The following is a 22,264-nucleotide window of genomic DNA, read 5'->3' on the forward strand; positions in this document are numbered from 1 at the left end:
TCGGGATCGGAGGTGATCGGAATGGCACACGGATATGTCGACGACAAGCAGGCGCTGCTGGCGCGGTTGCGGCGCGCGGAGGGGCAGGTGCGCGGGATCGCGCGGATGGTCGATGAGGACGTGTACTGCATCGACATCCTCACCCAGGTGTCCGCGGTGACCAAGGCGCTGGAGTCGGTGGCGCTGACACTGCTGGAGGACCATCTCGGGCACTGCGTCGCGCAGGCGACCGCGGAGGGCGGCCCCGTTGCGGCGGAGAAGCTCCGTGAGGCCAACGCCGCGATCGCCCGGCTCGTGCGCTCCTAACCCCACCCCCGCATTCGCATTCACTCGACGCTCTTGAAGGGAGCACATCATGACCGGACAGGGTTTCCAGGACCTCGGCCTGCAGGCGACCAGCGGGGGCGGGTGTGCGTGCTGCAGCCCCACCTCCCACGGCACGGGAGCCAAGGACACCGGCACGCCGGTGCAGCGGACGGCGGCGGGTGAGACCGTGTCGGCGCAGTTCCTGGTGGAGGGGATGACCTGCTCGCACTGCGTGCGCAGCGTGACTGAGGAGGTCTCCGCGATTGAGGGAGTCTCCGATGTCGCGGTCGATCTGCACGCCGGCGGCGTGTCCACGGTGACGGTGTCCAGTGCCGCGCCGGTGGATGCGGAGCGGGTGCGGGCGGCGGTGGAGGAGGCCGGCTACAGCCTCGCCTCAGCATCATGACCACGACGACCACGGATGTTGATCTCGACATCACCGGGATGACCTGCGCGTCGTGCGCGGCTCGGGTGGAGCGGAAGCTGAACAAGCTGCCCGGGGTGGCGGCGACGGTGAATTTCGCCACCGAGAAGGCGCGCGTGCACGCCGAGTCCCCGGTGCCGGTGGAGGAGTTGATCGCGGCGGTCGAGCAGGCCGGGTACGGGGCATCCGTCCCCGCCCCACCGGCCACCGAAGCCACCGACGAACAGGCCACGGTGCCGCGGGATGCGGAGTTGGTGTCGCTGCGGCAGCGGCTGATCGTCTCGACGATTCTGGCGGTGCCGGTGGCGGTGTTGTCGATGATTCCGGCGCTGCAGTTCACCTACTGGCAGTGGCTGACCCTGACCCTGGCTGCGCCGGTGGTGGTGTGGGGGGCGTGGCCGTTCCACCGTGCCGCGGCGATCAACGCCCGCCACGGTGCGGCGACGATGGACACCCTGATCAGCCTGGGCGTGCTGGCCGCGTTCGGCTGGTCGCTGTATGCCCTGTTCTTCGGCGGCGCCGGGATGCCCGGCATGCGGATGAGCGTCACCTTCGTCGGCACCCCGCAGTCCGGCGGCCATGAGGTGTATCTGGAGGTCGCCGCCCTGGTGACGGTGTTCATCCTCCTCGGCCGCTACCTGGAGACCCGCGCCAAGCGGCAATCCGGCGAGGCCCTGCGTGCCCTGCTGGAGCTGGGTGCGAAAGACGCCGTCGTCCTCCGCACAGGTAGCGAGCAGCGCGTCCCCGTCGCCCAGCTCGTCCCCGGCGACATCGTGGTGGTGCGGCCCGGGGAGAAGATCCCCGCGGACGGCGTCGTCACCGAGGGTGTCTCCGCGGTGGACGAGTCGATGCTGACCGGCGAGTCCGTCCCCGTCGAAGTCGCCCCCGGCTCGAAGGTGGTCGGCGCGACGGTGAACACCGGCGGCCGGCTGCTGGTGGAGCTCACCCGGGTCGGCGCGGACACGGAGCTGGCCCGGATGGCCAGGTTGGTGGAGGAGGCGCAGACCGGGAAGGCGCAGGTGCAGCGCCTCGCCGACCGGGTCTCCGCGATCTTCGTCCCCATCGTCATCGTCCTTGCCATCGTCGCGTTCACGGTGTGGTTGCTGGTCGGGGCTTCCCCGGAGGTCGCGTTCACCGCCGCGGTGACGACGCTGATCATCGCGTGCCCGTGCGCGCTCGGCTTGGCGACCCCGACCGCGCTGCTGGTCGGCACCGGTCGGGGCGCGCAGCTGGGCATCCTCATCCGCGGACCCCAGGTGCTGGAGCAGACCCGCCGCATCGACACCGTCGTGCTGGACAAGACCGGCACCATCACCGCCGGCACCATGACCGTCACCGTTACGCATCCGACTCCCGGCACCGACAAGGCGGAGCTGGTGCAGATCGCCGCGGCGCTCGAGCACGGCTCGGAACACCCCATCGGCCGCGCCATCACCACCGCCGCCACCGGGCCGCTCGCGGCAGTGGAGTCGTTCGCCGCGGTGGCCGGGCAGGGCGTGCAGGGCATCGTCGACGGCCGCCTGGTCGCCGCCGGCCGCGCCTCCTGGATCACCACCCAATGGGCACTTCCCGTCCCTACCGACCTCGCCGCGACCATCGCGGCGGACGAGGCGGCGGGGGCGACGGTAACGGTAGTGGCGTGGGACGGGCAGGTGCGCGGGGCGATCAGCGTCGCCGATACCATCAAACCCACCAGCCGTGAGGCGGTCGCACGGCTCCGGGAACTCGGGTTGACCCCGATCCTGCTCACCGGCGACAACCCCGGCGCCGCGGGCGCGATCGCCGACCAGGCCGGGATCGATGACGTCCGCGCCGGTGTCACCCCGCAGGGCAAGCTCGACACCATCCGCGACCTGCAGACCGTGGGCCGGGTGGTCGCGATGGTCGGCGACGGCGTCAACGACGCCGCCGCCCTCGCCGCCGCCGACCTCGGGATCGCGATGGGCACCGGCACCGACGCGGCCATCACCGCCGCCGACCTGACCATCGTCTCCGGCGACCTCGTGCTGGTCCCGGACGCGATCCGGCTGGCCCGCCGCACCTTGGGCACGATCAAGGGGAATCTGTTCTGGGCGTTCGCGTACAACGTCGCCGCCCTCCCGGTCGCGATGCTCGCCCTGCTCAACCCCATCCTCGCGGGAGCGGCGATGGCGTTCAGCAGCGTGTTCGTCGTCACCAACAGTCTCCGACTGCGCCGCTTCCGCCCCCTCCGCACCCCGACGCCCGCCACCGCGCCGGTGACCCGGGAATCCGCCCCGGTTCGCGTCTGAACCGCCCGCATCAGAAGGAGCACACCATGACCCACGACCACACCGACCACGAGCACGGGTCGCACCATCACCACGACCACGGCTCGCATGACCATGGCTCTCACGAGCCCCACCACCATGAGCCGCGGGCCGGGGCGACGAACCTGGTGACCTGTCCGGTGATGCCCGGCAACCAGGTCGACCCGGCCTGGGCCGAGCAGCGCGGCCTGTTCCGCGACTATGAGGGCACCCGGTACTGGTTCTGCTGCGCCGAGTGCGGGCCGCTGTTCGACGCCGACCCCGCCCGCTACACAAGCGCCGCCTGACCGGCCAGATAACTCGGTCGGAGATAGAGGGTGGACACGGCGGTCGGGCTGGTGCAGGCATACCTGCGGGTCAACGGCTACTTCACCGTCGCCGAATACCCGGTGCTGGACGCCACCGGGCCCGGCGGGCCGCGCACCATCACCGACCTGGACATCCTCGCCGTACGGCTGCAACGCGCACCGGGAGCGTCCGGGGTCGTCGACGCACCGCTGGACCCCGCCCCGGCCAGGACCACCGGGGTGCCGACGGTGGTGTTCGAGGCGGGATCGGCGGCGACCCGCTCCACCTGAACGTTGGTGCAGGCCAGGGTCGCCGCGTTCACGCGGGCAGTGGTTCATGACCGGGCAGGGGCTGGGCCGGTCCGCCCCGGATGGGTTAGGGCGCACACTGGACCGGATGGCCGACGACCTGAACGATCTGCTGGACGGCCTCGAGTCGAGCAGCGGGTTCGTGCTGGTGGGGCATTCGGCAGGCGGTCCGATCGTGCGGCTGGCCGCGTCCCGCCGCCCGGGCCGGGTGGCCGGGCTGGTGCTGGTGGATCCGACCGATGAGGCCGCGTATCTCCTGTTCGGTGTGCCGTTCCGGGTCGGGGAGAAGATCGTGATCGCCGTCGAGTGGGTGCTGGCCCAGGTGGGGTTGCTGGAGCGGTTCTTCCGGCTCCGCGGGGAGGGGATGCCCGAGGATGTGCGGGCGGATCTTCACCGTGAGGCGTTCCGGCCCGCGGTGGTTATCACCCAGGGTCGGCAGGCGCGCACGTTCCTCACCGAGCTGCACGCCTGGCGCGGCGACCCGCCGGTGCTGCCCGATGTCCCGGTCACCGTCATCTCCGGCAGTCTCGCGGACGGGATGCCGCGACGGGTCCGGGATGCCGCGACCGCCGCCGGGTGGTATCGGGCCGCACAGTCCCGGCAGGGCCGGCACGTGGTCGCTGCCCGCTCCGGCCACTACATCCCCGCCACAGAACCGGACCTGATCGCGGGGGAGATCCGCCGCCTCATCCTCCCGCCCGCAGGATAGCCCCGGGTCCTCTGGCGGGCATGCCTGGTCAGGCCACGGCAGGGGTGCGTCGCCGCCGGGCGATCACGCCGGTGAGGGCGAGACCACCCAGCCCACCCCACAGGGTGACAGTGGAGACACCTTGCCCGATGAGGACGGCGGGGGTGAGCCCGGCGCGCAGGTCAGTGTCGGCGATCATCGCCCCGGCTTGCCCGGCGGGCAGACCTTTGAGGGTGCTGCCGTCGGGGCGGATGATCTGGCTGGTGCCGACGGTGGAGATGTTCACCACGGTGCGGCCGGTCTCCACCGCGCGGATCCGGGCGACCGCGAGCTGCTGCAGGTTCTCGTCCGTGCCGCGGAAGTCGGCGTTGTTGGTCTGGAACACCAGCAGCTCCGCACCGGCGGTGACGCTCTCGGCGATGACTTCGTCGTAGATCACGTCGAAGCAGATCGCCAACCCCACCGGCACGTCGCCGACGGTGATCAGCGGCACGTCCGTGCCGTGCGCGTAGTCGCGTTGTAGCAGCCCGACCAGGTCGGGGGCGAGCAGGGTGTAGCGTCGGCGGGGGCGGCCGCCGCGGTCGCGACCGCCGCGGCGACCGCGAGGGCGAACCCGGGCGTGCGGAACACGGCGGTCACGGAGCGTGTCGCGGCCAGCCGCCGCCACCCCCAGCCGCGATCACGACCCCGACGGTGGGGATCGACGCATACAGCAGCAGGTGGGGAGGGATGAAGGTGCTGTCCCGGCCGAGGGTGGTGTGCCAGGAGTCGTCCCAGTACGCCGACCCGACCCCGGCGGCTGCGGCGGCGGCGGCGACCCAGACGCCCCCGGCCCCCAGCGCCGGGGAGCCGCGGGCCGGGTCCGGCTCGGACGGGATGGGGGCGCGGTCACGGCTGCCGTGTGGTCGCATGATCTGTCCTTTCTGCGATGCGGCAGGGAGCCGGTCCGCCCCTGCCAGGCGGCTAACGCCATGGCGTCGCTCCCGGCGGCAGCGGGGTGTTAGAGGGGGAGCACGGTGGCTCCGATGAGGTTCTGGATGCTGGAGATGAGAAGTGTCCAAGCTCCGCTGATCATCGCGATGCCGGTGGCGATCATGAGGACCCCGCCGGTGATGTTGATGGTGCGGATGTGGCGGCGCAGGAACGTGATGCTTCCGGTGGCCCAGTTCAGGCCGGCCGCGGCGGCGATGAAGGGCAACCCCAGGCCCAGGCAGTAGGTGACGGCGAGGAGGGCGCCGCGGGCGGGGTTGCCGGTGGTGAGGCTGAGCGCGGAGATCGCGGCGAGGGTCGGGCCCAGGCACGGGGTCCAGCCGAGCCCGAACGCGATGCCGAGCAGGGGAGCTCCGGCCAGCCCGCTGGGCGGGTGGATGGCGGGTTTCGCGGTGCGTTGGAGAAGCCGGAACACGCCGAGGAACACAAGCCCCATCAGCAGGACCATGATCCCGAGGACGCGGGTGAGGAGATCTTGCCAGCGGATGAGCCAGCCACCCAGGGCGCCGAACGCGGCCCCGTAGCCGATGAACAGGACGGAGAAGCCGAGGGTGAACAGCCCGGTCCCGGCCACCGCCCGCCACCGGGAGACCCCCGCGGTGGTGGTGGTGCCGGTGAGGTAGCCGAGGTAGCCGGGCACGAGGGGAAGCACGCAGGGGGAGGCGAAGGACACCAGCCCGGCGAGGAGGGCGAGGGGGAGGGCGGCCCAGATGCTGCCGGCGGTGATGATCTCCCCCATCAGGGGCTCGTCTCGGCGAGGACGGTGTCGATGAGGGCGGCGAGGGTGGTGCGGGTAGGCAGCTGCCCGATGATACGGGCGGCCATCCGGCCGGTGCGGTCCAGGACGATGGTGGTAGGCACGGCGCCGGGGGCGGCTTTCCCGGCGAACGCGGCTTGCACCGTGCCGGTGGTGGCGTCCAGGATCGACGGGTAGGTGATGCCGAACTGGTTCTCGAACGCGGCGGCGGTGTCGGCGCTGTCGCGCACGTTGACGCCGATGAACACGACACCGTCGGGCTGGTAGGTCTGGGCGAGGGCTTCCAGGTCCGGCGCTTCGGCACGGCAGGGCGGGCAGGCGGCGTACCAGAAGTTCACCACAACGACCGAACCCGCCCACGCGGTGGAATCCGCCTGGACCCCGGTGCCGGTGGTGCCGGTGAAGGTGACCGGGTCGTCGCGCTGATCGGCGGGGATCTCCCGCACGGTCTCGTCCGCGGACAGATACCCCGGAGACGGGGAGGAAGACAACAGGCCAGGCGTCTGGGCGGTGCACCCGACCAGAAGCAGGGCGAACACGGCGACCGCGGCGGCGGTGACCGTGCGGCGGGGTGGGCGTGTCAGGGCGGTGGGGGTGCGCATGCGGGGATCACTCCGGTCGGGTCAGGTGTTCGTGCTCTTGCGGGTGGGGCGGCGACGGCCGGCGAGGATCGCGCCGGTGATCAGCAGCAGCGCCCCGGTCGGGTACCCGGCGACCAGGTCGAGCCAGCCGGGGGGCTGGCCGGGGCCGAACACTTCCAGGTGCGCGAGCCAGTGGATGATCGCGACGATCGCGCCGGCGGCCATCAGGGCCTGGCCGACCCGGACGAGCAGGCGGTGTCGCCGCCAGGCACGTTGCGGGTCCTCGGCCGGGGCGGGGCGGGGGGTGGTGCGGGTCATGAGCGGGTCCTTTCGCAGGGGGCGGGTCACAGTCCGGAGTAGGAGTGCAGGCCGGTGAAGAAGACGTTGACGACGCCGAAGTTGAACAGCACGGCGGCGAAGCCGACGATGCACAGCCAGGCGGCGCGGGTGCCGGCCCAGCCACGGGTGGCGGTGGCGTGCAGGTATCCGGCGTAGAGCACCCAGATGATGAACGTCCACACCTCTTTCACGTCCCACCCCCAGAACCTGCCCCAGGCGCGGCCGGCCCAGATCGCCCCGGCGATCAGGGTGAAGGTCCACAGGATGAACCCGACGATCGTCAGCCGGTATGCGATCCGGTCCAGATCCTCCGGCCCGGGCAGACTGTCACGCAGCCGGGTGAGCCGGGAGGGGAGGCTGCGGCGGCGGGTGGTGAGCAGGTAGGTGAGGGAGACGAGGAACGCGAGCCCGAAGAACGCGGTCGCCAGCAGCGCGACCAGCACGTGGATGACCAGCCACCCGGATTGCAGGGCGGGCATCAGGGGGACGACGGGGACGTAGAAGCTGACCGTCGCGACGCCGAGCAGCAGCACGGTCAGCCCGAGCACGGCGCTGCCCAGGTACGCCAACCGCACCCGCAGCGACACGGCCAGGAAGGTGGCGATGATCAGGGCGGTGCCGGTGAGGGAGAACTCGAACATGTTCGCCCACGGCACCCGGTCCGCGGCGACCCCGCGCAGCACCACCCCGGCAAGATGGAACACCCAGCCCAGCACGGTCAACGCGAACCCGACCCGCGCCGCCTTCCCCGCCCCCCGGCCGCCCCCCGGGGCAGGGGCGGCGGGTGCGGTGTCGGGGGCGGGGGCGGTGGGTGTGCCTGCCAGGTCCGGGTCGGTGGTGCTGGTGGCGCCGGCGGTGACCGGCACCCGGGCGGTGACCGGGACGGCAGGGGTGCTCGCGCGGCGGGCGAGGTGAAGGGTGTAGGCGACGAACGCGGCGGCGTAGATCGCGATCGCCGAGTACACCAGCAGCAGGGACAGGGCGTCAAGGAACGGGGTCATCAGAGCCTCCTCGAGGGGGTGTGGGGGTCGGGGTGAGGCGGGTGGCGAGGGTGTCGACGGTGGGTTGCAGGCGGGGGTCGTCGCCGCGGGCGAGCCCGGCGACCTCGAGCACCGTGCCGCCGTCCGGGCCGGTGCTTGTGCGGACCCAGAGGCGGCGGCGGGGCACGAACAGGGACAGGGCCAGCCCGGTCATCGCGGCGACCGCGGCGATCAGGGTGGGGGTTTGGGTGGGGTCGGCGGCGATCTCCAGCGACGCGAACCGGGGGATCGGGCCGAGCTCGATCGTGCCCAGCCCGTCCGGCAGTGGAACCGGGGTGCCGGGGACCAGCTGCAGGGCGGGGGTGGGGGTGCCGCGCCCGGCGATCTGGGTGAGGGTGCTGGTGTCCAGCGCGTACACCGACACCGGGACCCCGGTGTTCAGGCCCAGGTCGCCGACGTACACGTTGAAGGTGACGACCGGGTCCAGCAGGTCTGGGTAGCTGGACGCGAACGCCCCGGTGGGGGTAGTGGCGCGGGTGGGGTACAGCATCCCGACCAGGCCGACCTGCTCGGCCAGCCCGTCGGGAACCTTCACGATGCCCAGGCTGGTCATCTTCGCGTCCTGCGGCAGGAACGGGACCGTGTCACTGAACACGATCTTCCCAGCCGGGTTTCGGACGGTGAGGGTGGGGGCGTACCCGTTGCCGAGCAGGTAGATGTCGGTGCCGGCCACCGGCAGCGGCTCGTTGACCCGGATGCTGGAGGCCTGCCGGGTGCCGCCTGTGGTGGTGGTGACCTGCGCGTCGAAGCTCTTCGGCATGCCGAGCGCGTTGACGTTGTCCAGGACGTAGTCGACGCGGAACCGGTCCAGGGTGAGGGAGAACGTCGGGATCTGCGTGTCGGTGATGAACCGGCCGGCGGTGAACGAGTCGTACGCGATCCGGGTGGACGCGAATGTCTGTCCCTCGACCAGCACCCGCTGCCCGGTGAACCGGAACCCGCCGCCGACGCCGACCACGACCAGCACCGCCAGCAGCGCCACGTGGAACAGCAGGTTCCCGGTCTCCCGCAGGTAGCCGCGTTCGGCCGCGACTGAGTCCCGTCCGTCGTCGCCGCGGATCCGGCGGGTGCGGTACTGCTGCCGGCGCAGCGCCTTTTCGGCCGCGTCCAGGACCGCACCGGGGGGCGTGTCGGGGAGGACGCGGCGGGTGTGGGCGGGCAGGTGGGACAGGTTGCGGGGGGTGGCCGGGGGCGGGGCGAGCAGCGCGGTCAGGTGGTGGCGGATGCGGGGGATGACGCAGCCGATCAGCGACGCGAACAGCAGCAGGTAGATCGCGGAGAACCACACCGACCCGAACACGTCGTGCAGCTGCAGCAGGTCCACCGCCCACATCCAGCCCGGGTTGGTCTTGTCGAACTGGATCACCCCGTTCGGGTCGGAGGAGCGTTGCGGGATCAATGACCCGGGGATCGCGGCCACCGCGAGCAGCAGCAACAACACCACGGCGGTACGCATGCTGGTCAGCTGCCGCCACGCCCATCGCGCCCACCCCGAAACGCTCAGGCGCGGATTCGTAGGCTCGTCCACCGGCCGGTCGACGTGATCGGCGGGCAGCTGCGGGGCCTGCTCACTGCGGATCGACACGCGCATCCCCCCTCTCCCGGACGGGTGCGCGGCGGCGGGCGCGCCAGGAGGCGTGGGCGAGCAGCCCGACCCCCAGGGCGGCGGCCACCAGGGCGGTGAGCACGTTCGCTTTGAGCCCGCCGGCGAGCAGCTCGGTGGGATCCAGCCGGATGGACTCCAGCACCGCCCGCCCCGCCCCGTACCACAGCAGGTACATGCCCAGACTCCGCCCGGTGCCCAACGTGATCCGGCCGTGCCTGCGGCGGTGCTGCTCGAGCAGCACGATCACGGCGGCCCCGGCCAGGTTCCACAGCAGCTCGTACAGGAACAGCGGATGAAACAGGGTCCCCGCCGGGGTCCCCGGCGGGATCGCGGGAGCGGAGGGGTCGATCTGCAATCCCCACGGCAAGGTGGTGGGTGGGCCGAACAGTTCCTGGTTGAAGTAGTTCCCCAGCCGCCCCACCGCTTGGGCGACCAGCATCCCCGGGGCGAGCGCGTCCAGGAACAGCAGCATCGGGATCCCGGCGCGACGGGTGCCGATCACGATGCCGACCAGCCCGCCCAGGATCGCACCGAAGATCGCGATCCCGCCCTCCCAGATGTAGAGCACCCGCCACAGGTCCGCGCCAGGGAAGAAGTAGTCGCCCGGATGGGTGAGCACATGGTAGATCCGGGCGCCGAGGATCCCGAACGGCACCGCCCACATCGCCACATCCACCACGACCCCGGCCGGGTGCCCGACCGCCCGCAACCGACGGCCGGTGATCAGCACCGCCAGCACGATCCCGGCCAGGATCGCCAGCGCGTAGAACCGGATCTGGAACGGCCCGACCTGCACGAAGCTGATCCCCGGGCTCGGGATCAGCGCTGGAACCACGATGGTGCGCATCAGGTTCTCCTGTTCGCGGGGATCCACACCAGCGGATCGACCGGTTCCCCGCCGACGCGCACCTCGAAATGCAGGTGCGCGCCGGTGCTGCGTCCACTGTTCCCGACCCGGCCGACCAGTTGCCCCACCCGCACGGTCTGCCCCGGGGTGAGCGCGAGGGACCCTTCCCGCATGTGCGCGTAGACGCTCTCCACGACCTGTCCGTCGATCTCGTGCCGGATCACCACATACACCCCGTACGCGCCGCCCTGCTCCGGCGCAGTGGTGACCACCCCGTCGGCCATTGCCTGGATCGGGGTGCCGATGCCCGGGGTCATATCCAGGCCGGCATGATCGCTGGAACACGACGGGCACGGCCGGGTGCGGTACCCGAACATGCTGCTGATCGGCACCCCCACCGTGAACGGCCACTGCACCGCCGACGCCGGGTCGTTGGTGAACGTGTCCGCGGTGTGCGCGTACGACTCGGTCCCGGCAGGGGCGGTCACCGCCACCGTGTAGTCCCCGCGAGCGATCACCGTCCCAGTGACGGTGTCGGGGGTGGTGAACGTCTGGGCGCGTACCGGGGTGCGGGGCGGCTCGGCGGCGAATGCCGGCTCCGGCGCCAACGGGATCAGCAACGGCAGTGCGGCGATGGAAGCGACCGTGAGCATCACGGTGCCGGCGAGCATCCGACGGTGGGCGAGCCTGCTGCGAGGCGTGTGTCGAGGTGTCCGCGCGGCACGGGTGGGCCGCCGGCGTCGATCGCGTCGCGTCGGGACGGGCGGGGAAGAGAGGGCGGGTTCGGGCATACAAGTCTTTCCTGAGGGAGGGGACGATGAAGGTGCGCACGGTCACCACCGCCGTCACACGGTCCAACCGGGCGCCGCGGCCGAGAGTGTGCCGCTTCCGCGGCGAGAATCTCGGATCGGGTCACACACGGTGCTGCCGCAGGCGCGGCGCGCTTACCTACGGGGCGCACATCGTGGCCGTCGGCGACATCACGCACACGGCCACACCAGCGGTGGCTCAGACGGCGGGCGCGGGCGGAGTGTTGATCAGGTGCGGCTGATCGACAAAACGATCAGGGAGGGCCGCAGAAGAGGCGACCCGGACGTGAACGAGGCCGACCTGCCGGGGAGGGATCGCAGCCACGCCAGCAGCGACATCCACCCGTCCCGGGTCGGTAGCACCAGGATGAGCAGGGTCAGCAACGCGAGCAGACACGTCACGGCAGCTACAGCATGAGATGTCCCGCAGACCGTCTCCTCGCACGAGGGCGTCGCCACCCCGCTGACCAGGACGTCAGCGGCGGCATCGGGGGCCGCAACGACTGCGGCGGCGGACACGACAGTGCCCGCCTGGTCGTCTTCCAGACTCAGCGAGTGCATTGCGAGCAGCCCCGCGATGATCGCGGTCACCGCGGCCAGGTAGAACCAGAGGGCACGCCGGGACCCGAGTGCCCGCCGTTGCGCCACCACCTGGTTCACCGTCGACGCCCCTTCCTCGATGACGCCCATCATACCCCGGGCGGGTAGCCATCCCCGAAGCGATCCCCATCCTGGATACCCCGGATGGGTATAAGCTGGGTGGAAGGACGTGCTCCCGGTGCGTGGTTCTGACCGTGTTGCGGGGGCAGGGCGCCGCTAGCCTGGACGGGAAGGAGGTCGGTCGTGAACGTGATTCGCTTGCACACGCGTCTGACCCCCGGGGTGCGCCGACTTCTGCTGGCCGCTCCGATCGCCCTGGCGATCATCACCGGGCTGCTGTCCATGCACGTCCTGACCGGTTCCCACCAGCCCGCCCTGGCATCAGAGACCAGCGCGATGAGCACGCACAGCCAGGTCGGCTCCGCGCCAGCCGCCGCCGACGATACGCCGATGACCGCAGCTGCGGCGGAGGGCGCTGGGGGGCATTGCCAGGACGGGTGCGGCAGCCCTGCGGGGATGCCGGATCACTCGATGCTGATGATGGTGTGTGTGCTGGCGCTGCTGGCCGCGGTGATCGTCCTGCTCGCCCCGACGTTCCGTGCCCTTCTCACATACGCCGTCGCCCGCTCGCGCTCCCATACCCGGACGCTGCTGGCCGGATTGCCGCATCCCCGCCCGCCTTCACTGCTTGTCCTGTCCATCAGTCGCACCTGATTCCGCCTGAACCCCGGCGACCCTCGCCGCCGGGGATGCTGCACTCTGCCCTCCCGGGCACCGAATCAGACCCTCACCGACTGAATAGATAAGGACAACCCCTGATGCGTTTTCGTACTCTCACGCTGACCGCCGGCGCCCTGGCCACCGTGGTTGTGCTCGCCGGCTGCGCCCCGACCGACGGCACCATGCCCGGCATGGACCACGGGCCTGGGGGGATGACCAGCACCGCCCCGTCCCAGTCCGCCGCGGCGTTCAACGCCGCGGACGAGATGTTCGTGACGATGATGATCCCGCACCACCAGCAGGCCATCGCGATGGCCGATCAGATCCTCGCGAAAGACGGCATCGACGAGCGGGTCGTCTCCCTCGCCGAGCAGATCAAGGCCGCACAGGACCCGGAGATCCAGACCATGAAGGGCTGGCTGGAGGAGTGGGGCGTCCCGTACGACGACTCCATGTCCGGTATGGACGGCATGGACATGGGCGACGGGATGATGTCGGAGGACGACATGGCCGCTCTGGATGCCGCGACCGGGGTCGAGGCGACCCGACTGTTCCTGAACGGCATGATCGCTCACCACCAGGGCGCCGTGACGATGGCGCAGTCGGTGCTCACCGACGGGCAGAACACGGACGTGGCCGCCCTCGCGCAGCAGATCATCGACGGGCAAACCGCCGAGATCACCACGATGCAGGACATCCTCGCCAGCCTCTGACCCGGTACCCCTCGGACGGGACCCGCGCTCCCGATGCCGGTCCCGTCCGAGGCCCCACCCTCGACCCCTGTGCGGTCACCGGTATCCGGCGTACCCGCACGGAAAGGCCCTCCGCCCATGATTCCCCCTGCCACCCGAAGAGTCGCGATCACGGCCACCGTCACCGTCGCGCTGCTGCTCACGGGCTGCAGCACCACCCCTGCGGAGCCCGATGCCCCCGCGAGCACCGCGGCCGGGCTCGGGCATGTGCACGGCATCGTCGACGCCGGTGACGGCACCGTGCTGCTCGGCACCCACACCGGCCTGTACACGCTGGGCGAGGACGGCACCGTCACCGGCCCGGTCGGTGGCATCGACCTGGACGCGATGGGACTGACCGCCACCGGTGACACCCTCTACGCGTCCGGGCACCCCGGCCCGTCCACCCCGGCGGAGCTCGGCGCCCCCAACCTCGGCATCATCCGCAGCCTCGACGCCGGCGCCTCGTGGGAACCGGTCGCGTTCACCGGGGAAGAAGACTTCCACGTCCTCACCGTCACCGGCGACGGCACCCTGTACGGGATCGGATCCTCCCGCCCGCTGCTGCGCACCAGCGGTGACGGCGGGCAGACTTGGGCGGACGGTGCCCAGCTGCCCGCCGTCGACCTGGCCGCCGCGACCGACGGCACCCTGTACGCCGCCACCCAGGACGGGCTGCAGCACAGCACCGATGGTGGCGCCACCTTCACCCCGGCCCCGGACGCGCCGGTGCTGTACATGGTGGAGACCGACCCAACCGGTGGGGTGGTCGGAGTGGACACCGACGGGACGTTGCGGCGCCTAGTCGGCACCGGCTGGGAGAACGTCGGCACCACCACGGGAACCGTCCAAGCCCTCGGGGTCACGACGGACGGTGCAATCGTCCTGGTCGATGACCGTGGCGTGGTCTGGATCCGCGACACCACCGCCACCGTCCTCATCCCGGCGGCAACACCATAACCACCGTCATTCGCACCTGGCGCGACCCGAGCGGCCGCGGATCGGAAGGAGACCGACCATGACCCCCACACCAGCAGCCCCGGCGTGGGCGCACCGCACCACCGATGCCACCGCCGAGCAGTTGGCGGAGGTGGATGCGTGGTGGCGGGCGGCGAACTATCTGAGCATCGGGCAGATCTACCTGCAAGGTAACCCGCTGCTGCGCCACCGCCTCAGCCGGGAGGACATCAAGCCGCGGCTGCTCGGCCATTGGGGCACCACCCCGGGCCTGAACTTCCTCTACGCCCACCTGAACCGCGCCATCCGCGACCGCGACCTGAACACCCTGTACGTGACCGGGCCCGGGCACGGCGGACCGGGCATGGTCGCCAACGCCTACCTGGACGGCACCTACACCGAACGCTACCCGGGCATCGACCGCACCGAAGAGGGGCTGCGGGCGCTGTTCCGCCAGTTCTCCTTCCCGGGCGGGATCCCCTCGCACGCCTCCCCGGAAACGCCGGGGTCGATCAACGAGGGCGGCGAGCTGGGCTACTCCCTCGTGCACGCCTACGGGGCGGCGTTCGACAACCCCGACCTGCTGGTCGCCTGCGTGATCGGCGACGGTGAGGCCGAGACCGGGCCGTTGGCGACCGCGTGGCACGGCAACAAGTTCCTCAACCCCGCCGCCGATGGGGTGGTGCTGCCGATCCTGCATCTGAACGGGTACAAGATCGCCAACCCGACCGTGCTGTCCCGCATCCCCGAGGAGGAGCTGGTCGCGCTGCTGCGCGGCTACGGCCACGACCCCCACGTCGTCACGGTCGGCTTCGACGACGAGACCCCGGCCGAGTCCCACGCGACGTTCGCGGCGGTGCTGGATACGGTGCTGGATGAGATCGCGGAAATCAAGGCCGCCGCGGCGGCCGGGACGTTGGAGGGGCGGCCGGCGTGGCCGGCGATCGTGCTGCGCAGCCCGAAGGGGTGGACCTGCCCGAAGATCATCGACGGTCTGCCGGTGGAGGGCACCTGGCGGGCCCACCAGGTGCCGCTCCCCGAGGTCCGCGACAATCCCGAGCACCTGCGGATCCTCGAGGACTGGCTGGCGTCCTACCGTCCGCACGGGCTGTTCGACGTGATCGGCGCCCCACGCCCGACCACGGTCGCGATCGCCCCGGATGGGGATCGGCGGATGAGCGCGAACCCGGCCGGCAACGGCGGACAACTCACGATCCCGCTGCGGCTCCCGGACTTCCGCGAGCACGCCCACCACGTCGACCCCGCCGCGCGCGGGGCGTTGACCGGCGAAGCGACCCGGACTTTGGGGGATTGGCTGGCGGGGGTGATCCGGGACAACCCGGACAACTTCCGCATCTTCGGCCCGGACGAGACCGCCTCCAACCGGCTCGCCCCACCCGTCTACTCGGTTACCGGCAAGCAGTGGAACGCGGCCGTGGAGCCCGTCGACGAGCACCTGGCCCCGACCGGGCGGGTGATGGAGGTGCTCAGCGAGCACCAGTGCCAGGGCTGGCTCGAGGGCTACGTCCTGACCGGCCGGCACGGCCTGTTCAACTGCTACGAGGCATTCACCCACATCGTCGACTCCATGTTCAACCAGCACGCCAAATGGCTCGAAGCGGCCCGGGAGGTGGCCTGGCGGGACCCGATCCCGAGCTTCAACTACCTGCTCTCCAGCCACGTCTGGCGGCAGGACCACAACGGGTTCTCCCACCAGGACCCCGGGTTCATCGACCTCGCCCTGAACAAGAGCCCCGACATCGTCCGCGTCTACCTCCCGTTCGACGCGAACACGCTGCTGTCCACCTACGACCACTGCCTGCGCTCCACCGGGTACATCAACGTCGTCGTCGCCGGGAAGCAGCCCGCCCCGCAGTGGCTCACGATGGACGAGGCGATCGAGCACTGCACCCGCGGGCTGGGCATCCTGCCGTGGGCGGGCACCGAAACCGAAGGCACCGAGCCGGATGTGGTGCTCGCCGCCGCCGGCGACGTCCCCACCCTCGAAACCCTCGCCGCTGCGGCGCTGCTGCGCGAGCACATCCCCGACCTGAAGGTGCGGGTGGTGAACGTGGTCGACCTGACCCGGCTGCAATCCGAGGACCAGCACCCGCACGGTCTCCCGGACCGGGAGTTCGATGCGATCTTCACCCCCGACAAGCCGGTGATCTTCGCCTACCACGGCTACCCGTGGCTGATCCACCGTCTCACCTACAAGCGCGCCGGGCACCAGAACCTGCATGTGCACGGCTTCCAGGAGCGGGGCACCACCACGACCCCGTTCGACATGGTCATGCTCAACGACCTGGACCGGTACCGGCTCGCGATCGACGTCCTCGACCACGTTCCGGGCCTCGCCGCCCGCCGCGCGGAGCTGCGGCAGGAACTGCAGGACGCGCGCCTGCATGCCCGCGCCCACACCCGTGAGCACGGCACCGACATTCCAGCCGTCGCCGACTGGCACTGGCCCCACCCCGACACCACCGACCCCGCCATCGGGAAGGAACCGAAATGAGTGACACCAGAACCGTGACCTTGCAGGTGGGCGGCATGATCCGCGCGACCTCTAAGAACGTCACCGAAGCCCACCTGGGCCGCCAGCCCGGGGTGATCGCCGTCGACGCGAACCCGGTCTCGCAGACCGCGACCGTCACCTACGACCCCGAGACCACCTCGGTCGCGCACCTGCAGCAATGGGTCATCGACTGCGGTTACCACTGCGCCGGCCAGTCCGTCCCCGACCACATCTGCGACCCCGCGCACGACCCGCAGGCCCACCCTGCCCAGGCCGGACCCGACGAGCACGCCGACCACGGTGCGCACGCCGGAGACGCTGCGCACGCAGGGCACGATGCGCACGCCGATGCCGACCAATCCGAGGCGCATCAGCACCACGACGGGGCCGCCGTCGCCGGCGGGCACGATCACGGTGGGAGTGCGGTGGCGGGCCATAGCGCGCAGGACATGATGGGTCACGGCGGGCATCACGGCGGCATGTCGATGGCGTCGATGATCCGCGACATGCGCAACCGGTTCCTGGTCGCGTTGATCTTGTCGATCCCGATCACCTTGTGGTCTCCGATCGGGCGGGAGGTGATCGGATTCGAGGTGCCGGCCCCGTTCGGGCTGCGGGACGACGTGTTCATGCTGATCCTGTCGCTGCCGGTGATCTTCTACTCGGCGTGGATCTTCTTCGACGGCGCCTACCGAGCGCTGCGGGCGAAGACCCTGGACATGATGGTGCTCGTCGCGGTCGGAGTCGGTGCCGGCTGGCTCTACAGCCTGATCATCACCCTGACCGGCGGCGGCGAGGTGTTCTACGAGGCCGCGACCGTGCTGGCCACCTTCGTGCTCCTGGGCCATTGGGTGGAGATGCGGGCCCGCGGCGGGGCGAACGACGCGATCCGCCGACTGCTGGAGCTCGCGCCGGCCCGCGCCGTCGTGCTCCGCGACGGCAATGAGGTCGAGATCCCCACCTCCGACGTCGTCCCGGGCGATCTGATGCTGATCCGCCCCGGCGCGAAAGTCCCCACCGACGGCACCGTCGAGGAGGGCGAATCCGAGGTCGACGAGTCGATGGTCACCGGCGAATCCATGCCGGTAGACAAGGCCCCCGGCGCCGAGGTGATCGGCGCGACCGTGAACACCGTCGGCACCCTGCGGGTGCGGGCCACGAAGGTCGGCGCCGACACCGCGCTGGCGCAGATCGTGAAGCTCGTGCAGGAGGCGCAGAACTCCAAAGCCCCCGGCCAGCGCCTCGCCGACCGGGCCGCGTTCTGGCTGGTCCTGGTGGCCCTGATCGGTGGCACCCTCACCTTCCTGGTGTGGTTCCTCGCCGGGGCTGAACTGCCGATGGCGATCCTGTTCGCCATCACCGTCGTCGTCATCACCTGCCCCGACGCGCTCGGCCTCGCCACCCCGACGGCGATCATGGTCGGCACCGGGCTCGGTGCCAAGCGCGGGGTGCTGTTCAAGAACGCCTCCGGGATCGAGACCTCCGCCCACATCGACACGGTGGTGCTGGACAAGACCGGCACTCTTACCAAGGGGGAACCGGAGGTCACCGATTACCTCCCGGTCGGGATGGACGACCTCGAGCTGCTCTCCCTCGCCGCCGCACTCGAGCGGGAGTCCGAGCATCCGCTGGCCAAAGCGATCGTGCAGTACGCCGACCGCCGGGACATCCCCCGCCGCACCGCGACCGCCTTCCGCAACGTGACCGGCCAAGGCGCGACCGCCACCGTCGACGGCAAGCAGGTCGTGCTCGGCAACGCCCGCCTGATGGCCGCCGAAGGCATCGACATCTCCCCGGTCGCCGCGCAGCAGCAGGCCCTCGCCGACGGCGGACGCACCGCGATCATGTTCGCCGTCGACGGGCAGATCGCCGGCGTCATCGCCCTGGCCGACGCGCCGCGCGACACCGCCAAAGCCGCCATCGACGCCCTCCACGAACAGGGCATCGAGGTGGCCATGCTCACCGGCGACAACAAACCCACCGCCGACCGCATCGCCGCACTGCTGGGCATCGACACCGTGATCGCCGACGTGCTCCCCGAAGACAAATCCGCCAAGATCGCCGAGCTGCAGAAAACGGGCAAGAAGGTTGCGATGGTCGGCGACGGCGTCAACGACGCCCCCGCGCTGGCCCAAGCCGACCTCGGCATCGCGATCGGCGCCGGCACCGACGTCGCGATCGAGACCGCCGACGTCGTCCTGATGCGCTCCGACCCGCTGGACGTGGCCATCGCGCTCAAGATCGGCAAGGGCACGCTGCGGAAGATGCGGCAGAACCTCGGCTGGGCCGTCGGCTACAACGCGATCGCCCTCCCGATCGCCGCCGGCGTGTTCTACCCCGCGTTCGGGATCATGCTCACCCCCGAGATCGCGGCGATCAGCATGTCCGGCTCCTCCGTCATCGTCGCCGTCAACGCCCTCCTCCTCAAGCGACTGCGGCTCCCGGCACAACCCAGCGCAAGCGCCGCGCCAACCGCTGTGCTCGCGAACGAGGTGCAGCCGTGAGCACGAGTCGTCCTGTGCTCAGCGCGTCCCTCACCCGCCGCGGCTTCCTCGGCGTCAGCGTCGGCGCGCTCGCCACTGTCGCCCTAGCGTCCTGCGCGCCGGCAGCGACTTGGGTGCAACCGGACGGCACCGCGGTGAAGGATGCGGAGCGGCGACGTGGCGGCACCGGCAAGGTCACCACCGCGACCCTTGCCGCCGCCCCGCTCGTGCTGGACCTGGCCGGCAAGACAGCGGCCACCTGGGCGTTCGGCTCCACCCCGGCGCCCGTCATCCGCCTCGGCGCCGGAGACACCCTCCAGGCCACCGTCCGCAACCAGCTCGACACCGACACCTCCGTGCACTGGCACGGGATCGCGCTGCGCAACGACATGGACGGGGTGCCCCCCATCACGCAGAAGCCCATCGGCGCCGGCGCAGCCTTCGACTACGAGTTCATCGTCCCCGACCCTGGCACCTACTGGTTCCACCCCCACGTCGGCGTGCAACTGGACCGCGGCCTCTACGGCGCCCTGATCGTCGAGGACCCGGACGAACCGCTGGCCTACGACGACGAATGGGTGATCATTCTCGACGACTGGCTCGACGGCGTCACCGCCAACCCCGACCAGGTACTCGAAGAACTCTCCGCCGGGATGGGCGACATGGGCGGGATGGACGACATGTTCATGCGGATGGGCAACACGCTCATGGGCGCCACCTCCGACCTGCTCGGCGGCGATGCCGGCGATGTCTACTACCCCCTCTACCTCATCAACGGGAAGCCGGTCGACGACCCCACCCAGTTCACCGGCAAGCCCGGCAATCGAGTCCGATTGAGGATCATCAACGCCGGCAGCGACACCGCGTTCCGTCTCGCAGTCGGCGGCCACGGGTTGACCATCACCCACAGCGACGGGTTCCCCGTGACCCCGGTGGAGGTCGACAGCATCCTGATCGGGATGGGCGAACGCTACGACGCGACCATCACCCTGGGCGACGGGGCGTTCCCGCTCATCGCTCAAGCCGAGGGAAAGCGAGCTCGCGGATTCGCGGTCATCCGCACCGGCGCCGCGGCCGCAGCCCCGGCGGCCGACGTGAGCATCCCAGAGCTGACCAGCAGCCGAGTCGGGACCGCGCAGTTGCTGGCCGCCGACAGCCGTGCGGCGCTGTCCTCCCGGCAGCCCGACAGGTCCATCGCGATCGCCCTCACCGGAGGGATGGCCGACTACGACTGGGGCATCGACGGGCGCCGGTTCGACATGACCCAGCCCCTGAACGCAGCGCACGAGATCCGGGAAGGCGAACGCGTTCGGCTCACCATCACCAACGACACCGAGATGTGGCACCCGTTTCACCTGCACGGGCACACATACCAGCACCAGGGCGACGGCCCGCGGAAGGACACCTCAATCATCCTGCCGAAACAGACCCTCACCGTCGACTTCGACGCCGACAACCCCGGCCTCTGGATCGCGCACTGCCACAACGTCTACCACGCCGAAACCGGCATGACCACTGTCATCGGCTATCGGGCGTGACCACGGCGCAACCTTCCAGGGGCCACCCAGCTGGCCGCATCAATCAACGCGTGACGACGCCAGTGATCCGACGGGATGCGGCCGCACCCCTGCGGGATCTTGACGGCACCGGCGGCGGCTACGTTATTGGTAGGCCGGCCGGGCCGCCGTTGTCGGCGGTGGAGAGCGCGGACCCACGGTTCACCCTGCCGAGAGCAAGTTCCGCGTCGTGTACGGCGCTCTGAGCCGCGACACGACCCGCGTGGTACTCACCGCGGCTCAACATTCCTGCCCCGTAGTCACGGGCGAGGTCTTCCATCCGCTCGCGTGCGGCCAAGATACGTCCCATCGCCTCCGCGACCGCGCCGCCCGTCTCGGGAGTGTCGGCCGGGAGCGTGGTCGCGGCCAGCCGGGCGATCACCGCTTCCTTGACGACTGCTTCCAGACCGGAGGCGCTGACCGACGGCCCGCCTCGCTCCGGATGCCCTGGCACGGGCATGCAGCGATAGTAGTTCCGCTTCGCGTCCGATGGTCCGAGCTTGGCCTTGCCCGCGACGAGCCCGGAGCCACACTTGCCGCACGTCGCGATCGCCGACAGCAGGTTGATCGAAGATGCGCCGACCCGGCGGTCAGGGTTGGAAAGCATCGCCCGGATACGGGTCGTCTCCTCCGGGGTGATGATCGCCGGCCAGTTCCCCGGCCCGAGGATCTCCCGCCCGTTCGGGGCGTCTCCACGCTTACGGCCCGGCTCATACGCCCGCTGTCCGCTGATCCGCGCGGAAACCAAGATCGACTTCACGGTGGTCGCGTGCCACACCCCGAGCGTCTTCCCCGTCCCCGCTTGCGGTGCAGGGACCCCCGACTCCTCGTTCAGCCATGACGTGATCGACCGCAGCGACTGACCAGCCAGGAACCTGTCGGCCATCTCTCGGACCACCGCGGCCTGCTCGGAAATCAGCACGCCGCCAGTGCCGTAGCCGAACTTGGCCGCGCCGCGCCAGTCACCGCGCTCGGCCTTCTGTCGGTTCGCGCGGCGGATACGGTCGGCCTTGTGCCCGGACTCGTAAGCGGCCATCGCAACGAGCTGGCGAGCCATCAGCCGGCCCTCGTGGGTAATCAGGTCAAACGCACCGCCCATGACCGCCTCGATACGGATTGGCTGCGTCTCCACGAGGTCGATCAAGTCCTCGAGCTCACGGGGCCGCCGGTACAGGCGGTCGACGTGCCACACCACGACCCGTGAGGGGCCGAGCTTGATCCGGGCGAGCATCCGCGCGAAGTCCGGCCGCTTCTTGTCCAAGTAGGCCGACGTGTCGTTGTCCATAAACACGTCGCCCTCGGCGACGTCCAAGCCCAGCCGGGCGCACAACGCGAGGCAGTCGTCCCGCTGCCGTTCGACGCCGGCTTCTTCCCCGGTGCGGTCCTCGCTGATCCGCAGATACACCAGCACCTGCTCCGTGATCGTCCCGG

General features: G+C 70.6%; 22 protein-coding genes and 1 pseudogene. 12 read left to right on the forward strand and 11 right to left on the reverse strand.

The features are described 5' to 3' along the window. Positions 1-21 precede the first annotated feature (21 nt). The 6 genes from EI169_RS06685 to EI169_RS06710 all read left to right on the forward strand — a co-directional run bounded on the left by EI169_RS06685 (position 22) and on the right by EI169_RS06710 (position 4,323). Positions 22-306: a metal-sensitive transcriptional regulator gene (locus EI169_RS06685; protein ID WP_125131636.1), complete on the forward strand. Its 285-nt coding sequence runs from the start codon at positions 22-24 to the stop codon at positions 304-306. 49 nt (positions 307-355) lie between these two features. After that, positions 356-712 carry a heavy-metal-associated domain-containing protein gene (locus EI169_RS06690; protein ID WP_125131637.1) on the forward strand — a complete coding sequence of 119 codons (357 nt, stop codon included), beginning with the start codon at positions 356-358 and terminating at the stop codon, positions 710-712. Further along, the gene (locus EI169_RS06695) at positions 709-3,000 is read left to right on the forward strand and encodes a heavy metal translocating P-type ATPase (protein ID WP_125131638.1); all 2,292 of its coding nucleotides are present in this window, start codon (positions 709-711) and stop codon (positions 2,998-3,000) included. The genes EI169_RS06690 and EI169_RS06695 overlap by 4 nt, the downstream gene beginning before the upstream one ends. A gap of 26 nt (positions 3,001-3,026) precedes the next feature. Then, entirely contained in the window at positions 3,027-3,305 is a 279-nt protein-coding gene (locus EI169_RS06700) for a YHS domain-containing protein (protein WP_125131639.1), read from the forward strand. 30 nt (positions 3,306-3,335) lie between these two features. Beyond that, the gene (locus EI169_RS06705) at positions 3,336-3,596 is read left to right on the forward strand and encodes a hypothetical protein (RefSeq protein WP_125131640.1); all 261 of its coding nucleotides are present in this window, start codon (positions 3,336-3,338) and stop codon (positions 3,594-3,596) included. A 106-nt stretch (positions 3,597-3,702) separates the two neighbouring features. Beyond that, on the forward strand, positions 3,703-4,323 hold the full coding sequence (locus tag EI169_RS06710; RefSeq protein ID WP_346427095.1) for an alpha/beta hydrolase: 621 nt from the start codon (positions 3,703-3,705) through the stop codon (positions 4,321-4,323). A 28-nt stretch (positions 4,324-4,351) separates the two neighbouring features. Here the strand turns inward: EI169_RS06710 and EI169_RS06715 are convergent. From EI169_RS06715 to EI169_RS06760, 10 genes and pseudogenes are all read right to left on the reverse strand, one after another. Continuing rightward, positions 4,352-4,858: pseudogene (locus EI169_RS06715) on the reverse strand (nitrilase-related carbon-nitrogen hydrolase); the annotation flags it as partial. Between the two features lie 79 nt (positions 4,859-4,937). After that, complete coding sequence (locus EI169_RS06720; RefSeq protein WP_125131641.1) at positions 4,938-5,213, reverse strand: hypothetical protein; 276 nt, start codon at positions 5,211-5,213, stop codon at positions 4,938-4,940. Between the two features lie 89 nt (positions 5,214-5,302). Further along, on the reverse strand, positions 5,303-6,031 hold the full coding sequence (locus tag EI169_RS06725; RefSeq protein ID WP_125131642.1) for a cytochrome c biogenesis CcdA family protein: 729 nt from the start codon (positions 6,029-6,031) through the stop codon (positions 5,303-5,305). Beyond that, positions 6,031-6,651, reverse strand: a complete 621-nt coding sequence (locus tag EI169_RS06730; RefSeq protein WP_125131643.1) for a TlpA disulfide reductase family protein — start codon at positions 6,649-6,651, stop codon at positions 6,031-6,033. The genes EI169_RS06725 and EI169_RS06730 overlap by 1 nt, the downstream gene beginning before the upstream one ends. Before the next feature lie 21 nt (positions 6,652-6,672). After that, positions 6,673-6,948: a hypothetical protein gene (locus EI169_RS06735; RefSeq protein WP_125131644.1), complete on the reverse strand. Its 276-nt coding sequence runs from the start codon at positions 6,946-6,948 to the stop codon at positions 6,673-6,675. Between the two features lie 26 nt (positions 6,949-6,974). Continuing rightward, entirely contained in the window at positions 6,975-7,970 is a 996-nt protein-coding gene (gene ccsB / locus EI169_RS06740) for a c-type cytochrome biogenesis protein CcsB (protein WP_125131645.1), read from the reverse strand. Then, positions 7,954-9,600 carry a cytochrome c biogenesis protein ResB gene (locus EI169_RS06745; protein WP_125131646.1) on the reverse strand — a complete coding sequence of 549 codons (1,647 nt, stop codon included), beginning with the start codon at positions 9,598-9,600 and terminating at the stop codon, positions 7,954-7,956. Before EI169_RS06745 ends, ccsB begins: the two co-directional genes overlap by 17 nt. Beyond that, positions 9,578-10,462: a prolipoprotein diacylglyceryl transferase gene (lgt, locus tag EI169_RS06750; RefSeq protein WP_125131647.1), complete on the reverse strand. Its 885-nt coding sequence runs from the start codon at positions 10,460-10,462 to the stop codon at positions 9,578-9,580. The genes EI169_RS06745 and lgt overlap by 23 nt, the downstream gene beginning before the upstream one ends. Next, positions 10,462-11,133 (reverse strand): M23 family metallopeptidase, encoded by a 672-nt coding sequence (locus tag EI169_RS06755; RefSeq protein ID WP_164515456.1) that lies wholly within the window; start codon positions 11,131-11,133, stop codon positions 10,462-10,464. Before EI169_RS06755 ends, lgt begins: the two co-directional genes overlap by 1 nt. Positions 11,134-11,499: 366 nt before the next feature. Beyond that, positions 11,500-11,964 (reverse strand): DUF6153 family protein, encoded by a 465-nt coding sequence (locus EI169_RS06760; RefSeq protein ID WP_125131649.1) that lies wholly within the window; start codon positions 11,962-11,964, stop codon positions 11,500-11,502. Positions 11,965-12,114: 150 nt separating this feature from the next. On the opposite strand from EI169_RS06760, the gene EI169_RS06765 reads away from it, so the two are divergent. The 6 genes from EI169_RS06765 to EI169_RS06790 all read left to right on the forward strand — a co-directional run bounded on the left by EI169_RS06765 (position 12,115) and on the right by EI169_RS06790 (position 20,815). Further along, positions 12,115-12,585, forward strand: coding sequence for a DUF6153 family protein (locus EI169_RS06765; RefSeq protein WP_125131650.1), 471 nt, complete (start codon positions 12,115-12,117; stop codon positions 12,583-12,585). Positions 12,586-12,689: 104 nt separating this feature from the next. After that, the gene (locus EI169_RS06770) at positions 12,690-13,304 is read left to right on the forward strand and encodes a DUF305 domain-containing protein (protein WP_125131651.1); all 615 of its coding nucleotides are present in this window, start codon (positions 12,690-12,692) and stop codon (positions 13,302-13,304) included. 117 nt (positions 13,305-13,421) lie between these two features. After that, complete coding sequence (locus tag EI169_RS06775; RefSeq protein ID WP_125131652.1) at positions 13,422-14,282, forward strand: F510_1955 family glycosylhydrolase; 861 nt, start codon at positions 13,422-13,424, stop codon at positions 14,280-14,282. 58 nt (positions 14,283-14,340) lie between these two features. After that, entirely contained in the window at positions 14,341-16,794 is a 2,454-nt protein-coding gene (locus tag EI169_RS06780) for a phosphoketolase family protein (protein ID WP_125131653.1), read from the forward strand. After that, a complete protein-coding gene (locus EI169_RS06785) occupies positions 16,791-19,298 on the forward strand; it encodes a heavy metal translocating P-type ATPase (RefSeq protein ID WP_125131654.1) in 2,508 nt (835 codons plus the stop codon). Before EI169_RS06780 ends, EI169_RS06785 begins: the two co-directional genes overlap by 4 nt. A 14-nt stretch (positions 19,299-19,312) precedes the next feature. Beyond that, positions 19,313-20,815 (forward strand): multicopper oxidase family protein, encoded by a 1,503-nt coding sequence (locus tag EI169_RS06790; protein WP_205783892.1) that lies wholly within the window; start codon positions 19,313-19,315, stop codon positions 20,813-20,815. Between the two features lie 118 nt (positions 20,816-20,933). Here the strand turns inward: EI169_RS06790 and EI169_RS06795 are convergent, their stop codons facing one another. After that, a complete protein-coding gene (locus EI169_RS06795; protein ID WP_205783893.1) occupies positions 20,934-22,238 on the reverse strand; it encodes a recombinase family protein in 1,305 nt (434 codons plus the stop codon). Positions 22,239-22,264: the final 26 nt, after the last annotated feature.

The organism is Microbacterium sp. 10M-3C3 (assembly GCF_003931875.1).
In the GTDB taxonomy this organism is placed as follows: Bacteria; Actinomycetota; Actinomycetes; order Actinomycetales; family Microbacteriaceae; genus Microbacterium.

What these genes read in the sequence shown, in the direction of transcription:
- EI169_RS06685 (WP_125131636.1), top strand. Translation starts at nt 22, where the DNA reads ATGGCACACGGATATGTCGACGACAAGCAGGCGCTGCTGGCGCGGTTG.
- EI169_RS06690 (WP_125131637.1), top strand. Translation starts at nt 356, where the DNA reads ATGACCGGACAGGGTTTCCAGGACCTCGGCCTGCAGGCGACCAGCGGG.
- EI169_RS06695 (WP_125131638.1), top strand. Translation starts at nt 709, where the DNA reads ATGACCACGACGACCACGGATGTTGATCTCGACATCACCGGGATGACC.
- EI169_RS06700 (WP_125131639.1), top strand. Translation starts at nt 3,027, where the DNA reads ATGACCCACGACCACACCGACCACGAGCACGGGTCGCACCATCACCAC.
- EI169_RS06710 (WP_346427095.1), top strand. Translation starts at nt 3,703, where the DNA reads ATGGCCGACGACCTGAACGATCTGCTGGACGGCCTCGAGTCGAGCAGC.
- EI169_RS06720 (WP_125131641.1), bottom strand. Translation starts at nt 5,213, where the DNA reads ATGCGACCACACGGCAGCCGTGACCGCGCCCCCATCCCGTCCGAGCCG.
- EI169_RS06725 (WP_125131642.1), bottom strand. Translation starts at nt 6,031, where the DNA reads ATGGGGGAGATCATCACCGCCGGCAGCATCTGGGCCGCCCTCCCCCTC.
- EI169_RS06730 (WP_125131643.1), bottom strand. Translation starts at nt 6,651, where the DNA reads ATGCGCACCCCCACCGCCCTGACACGCCCACCCCGCCGCACGGTCACC.
- EI169_RS06735 (WP_125131644.1), bottom strand. Translation starts at nt 6,948, where the DNA reads ATGACCCGCACCACCCCCCGCCCCGCCCCGGCCGAGGACCCGCAACGT.
- ccsB (WP_125131645.1), bottom strand. Translation starts at nt 7,970, where the DNA reads ATGACCCCGTTCCTTGACGCCCTGTCCCTGCTGCTGGTGTACTCGGCG.
- EI169_RS06745 (WP_125131646.1), bottom strand. Translation starts at nt 9,600, where the DNA reads ATGCGCGTGTCGATCCGCAGTGAGCAGGCCCCGCAGCTGCCCGCCGAT.
- lgt (WP_125131647.1), bottom strand. Translation starts at nt 10,462, where the DNA reads ATGCGCACCATCGTGGTTCCAGCGCTGATCCCGAGCCCGGGGATCAGC.
- EI169_RS06755 (WP_164515456.1), bottom strand. Translation starts at nt 11,133, where the DNA reads ATGCTCGCCGGCACCGTGATGCTCACGGTCGCTTCCATCGCCGCACTG.
- EI169_RS06760 (WP_125131649.1), bottom strand. Translation starts at nt 11,964, where the DNA reads ATGATGGGCGTCATCGAGGAAGGGGCGTCGACGGTGAACCAGGTGGTG.
- EI169_RS06770 (WP_125131651.1), top strand. Translation starts at nt 12,690, where the DNA reads ATGCGTTTTCGTACTCTCACGCTGACCGCCGGCGCCCTGGCCACCGTG.
- EI169_RS06775 (WP_125131652.1), top strand. Translation starts at nt 13,422, where the DNA reads ATGATTCCCCCTGCCACCCGAAGAGTCGCGATCACGGCCACCGTCACC.
- EI169_RS06780 (WP_125131653.1), top strand. Translation starts at nt 14,341, where the DNA reads ATGACCCCCACACCAGCAGCCCCGGCGTGGGCGCACCGCACCACCGAT.
- EI169_RS06785 (WP_125131654.1), top strand. Translation starts at nt 16,791, where the DNA reads ATGAGTGACACCAGAACCGTGACCTTGCAGGTGGGCGGCATGATCCGC.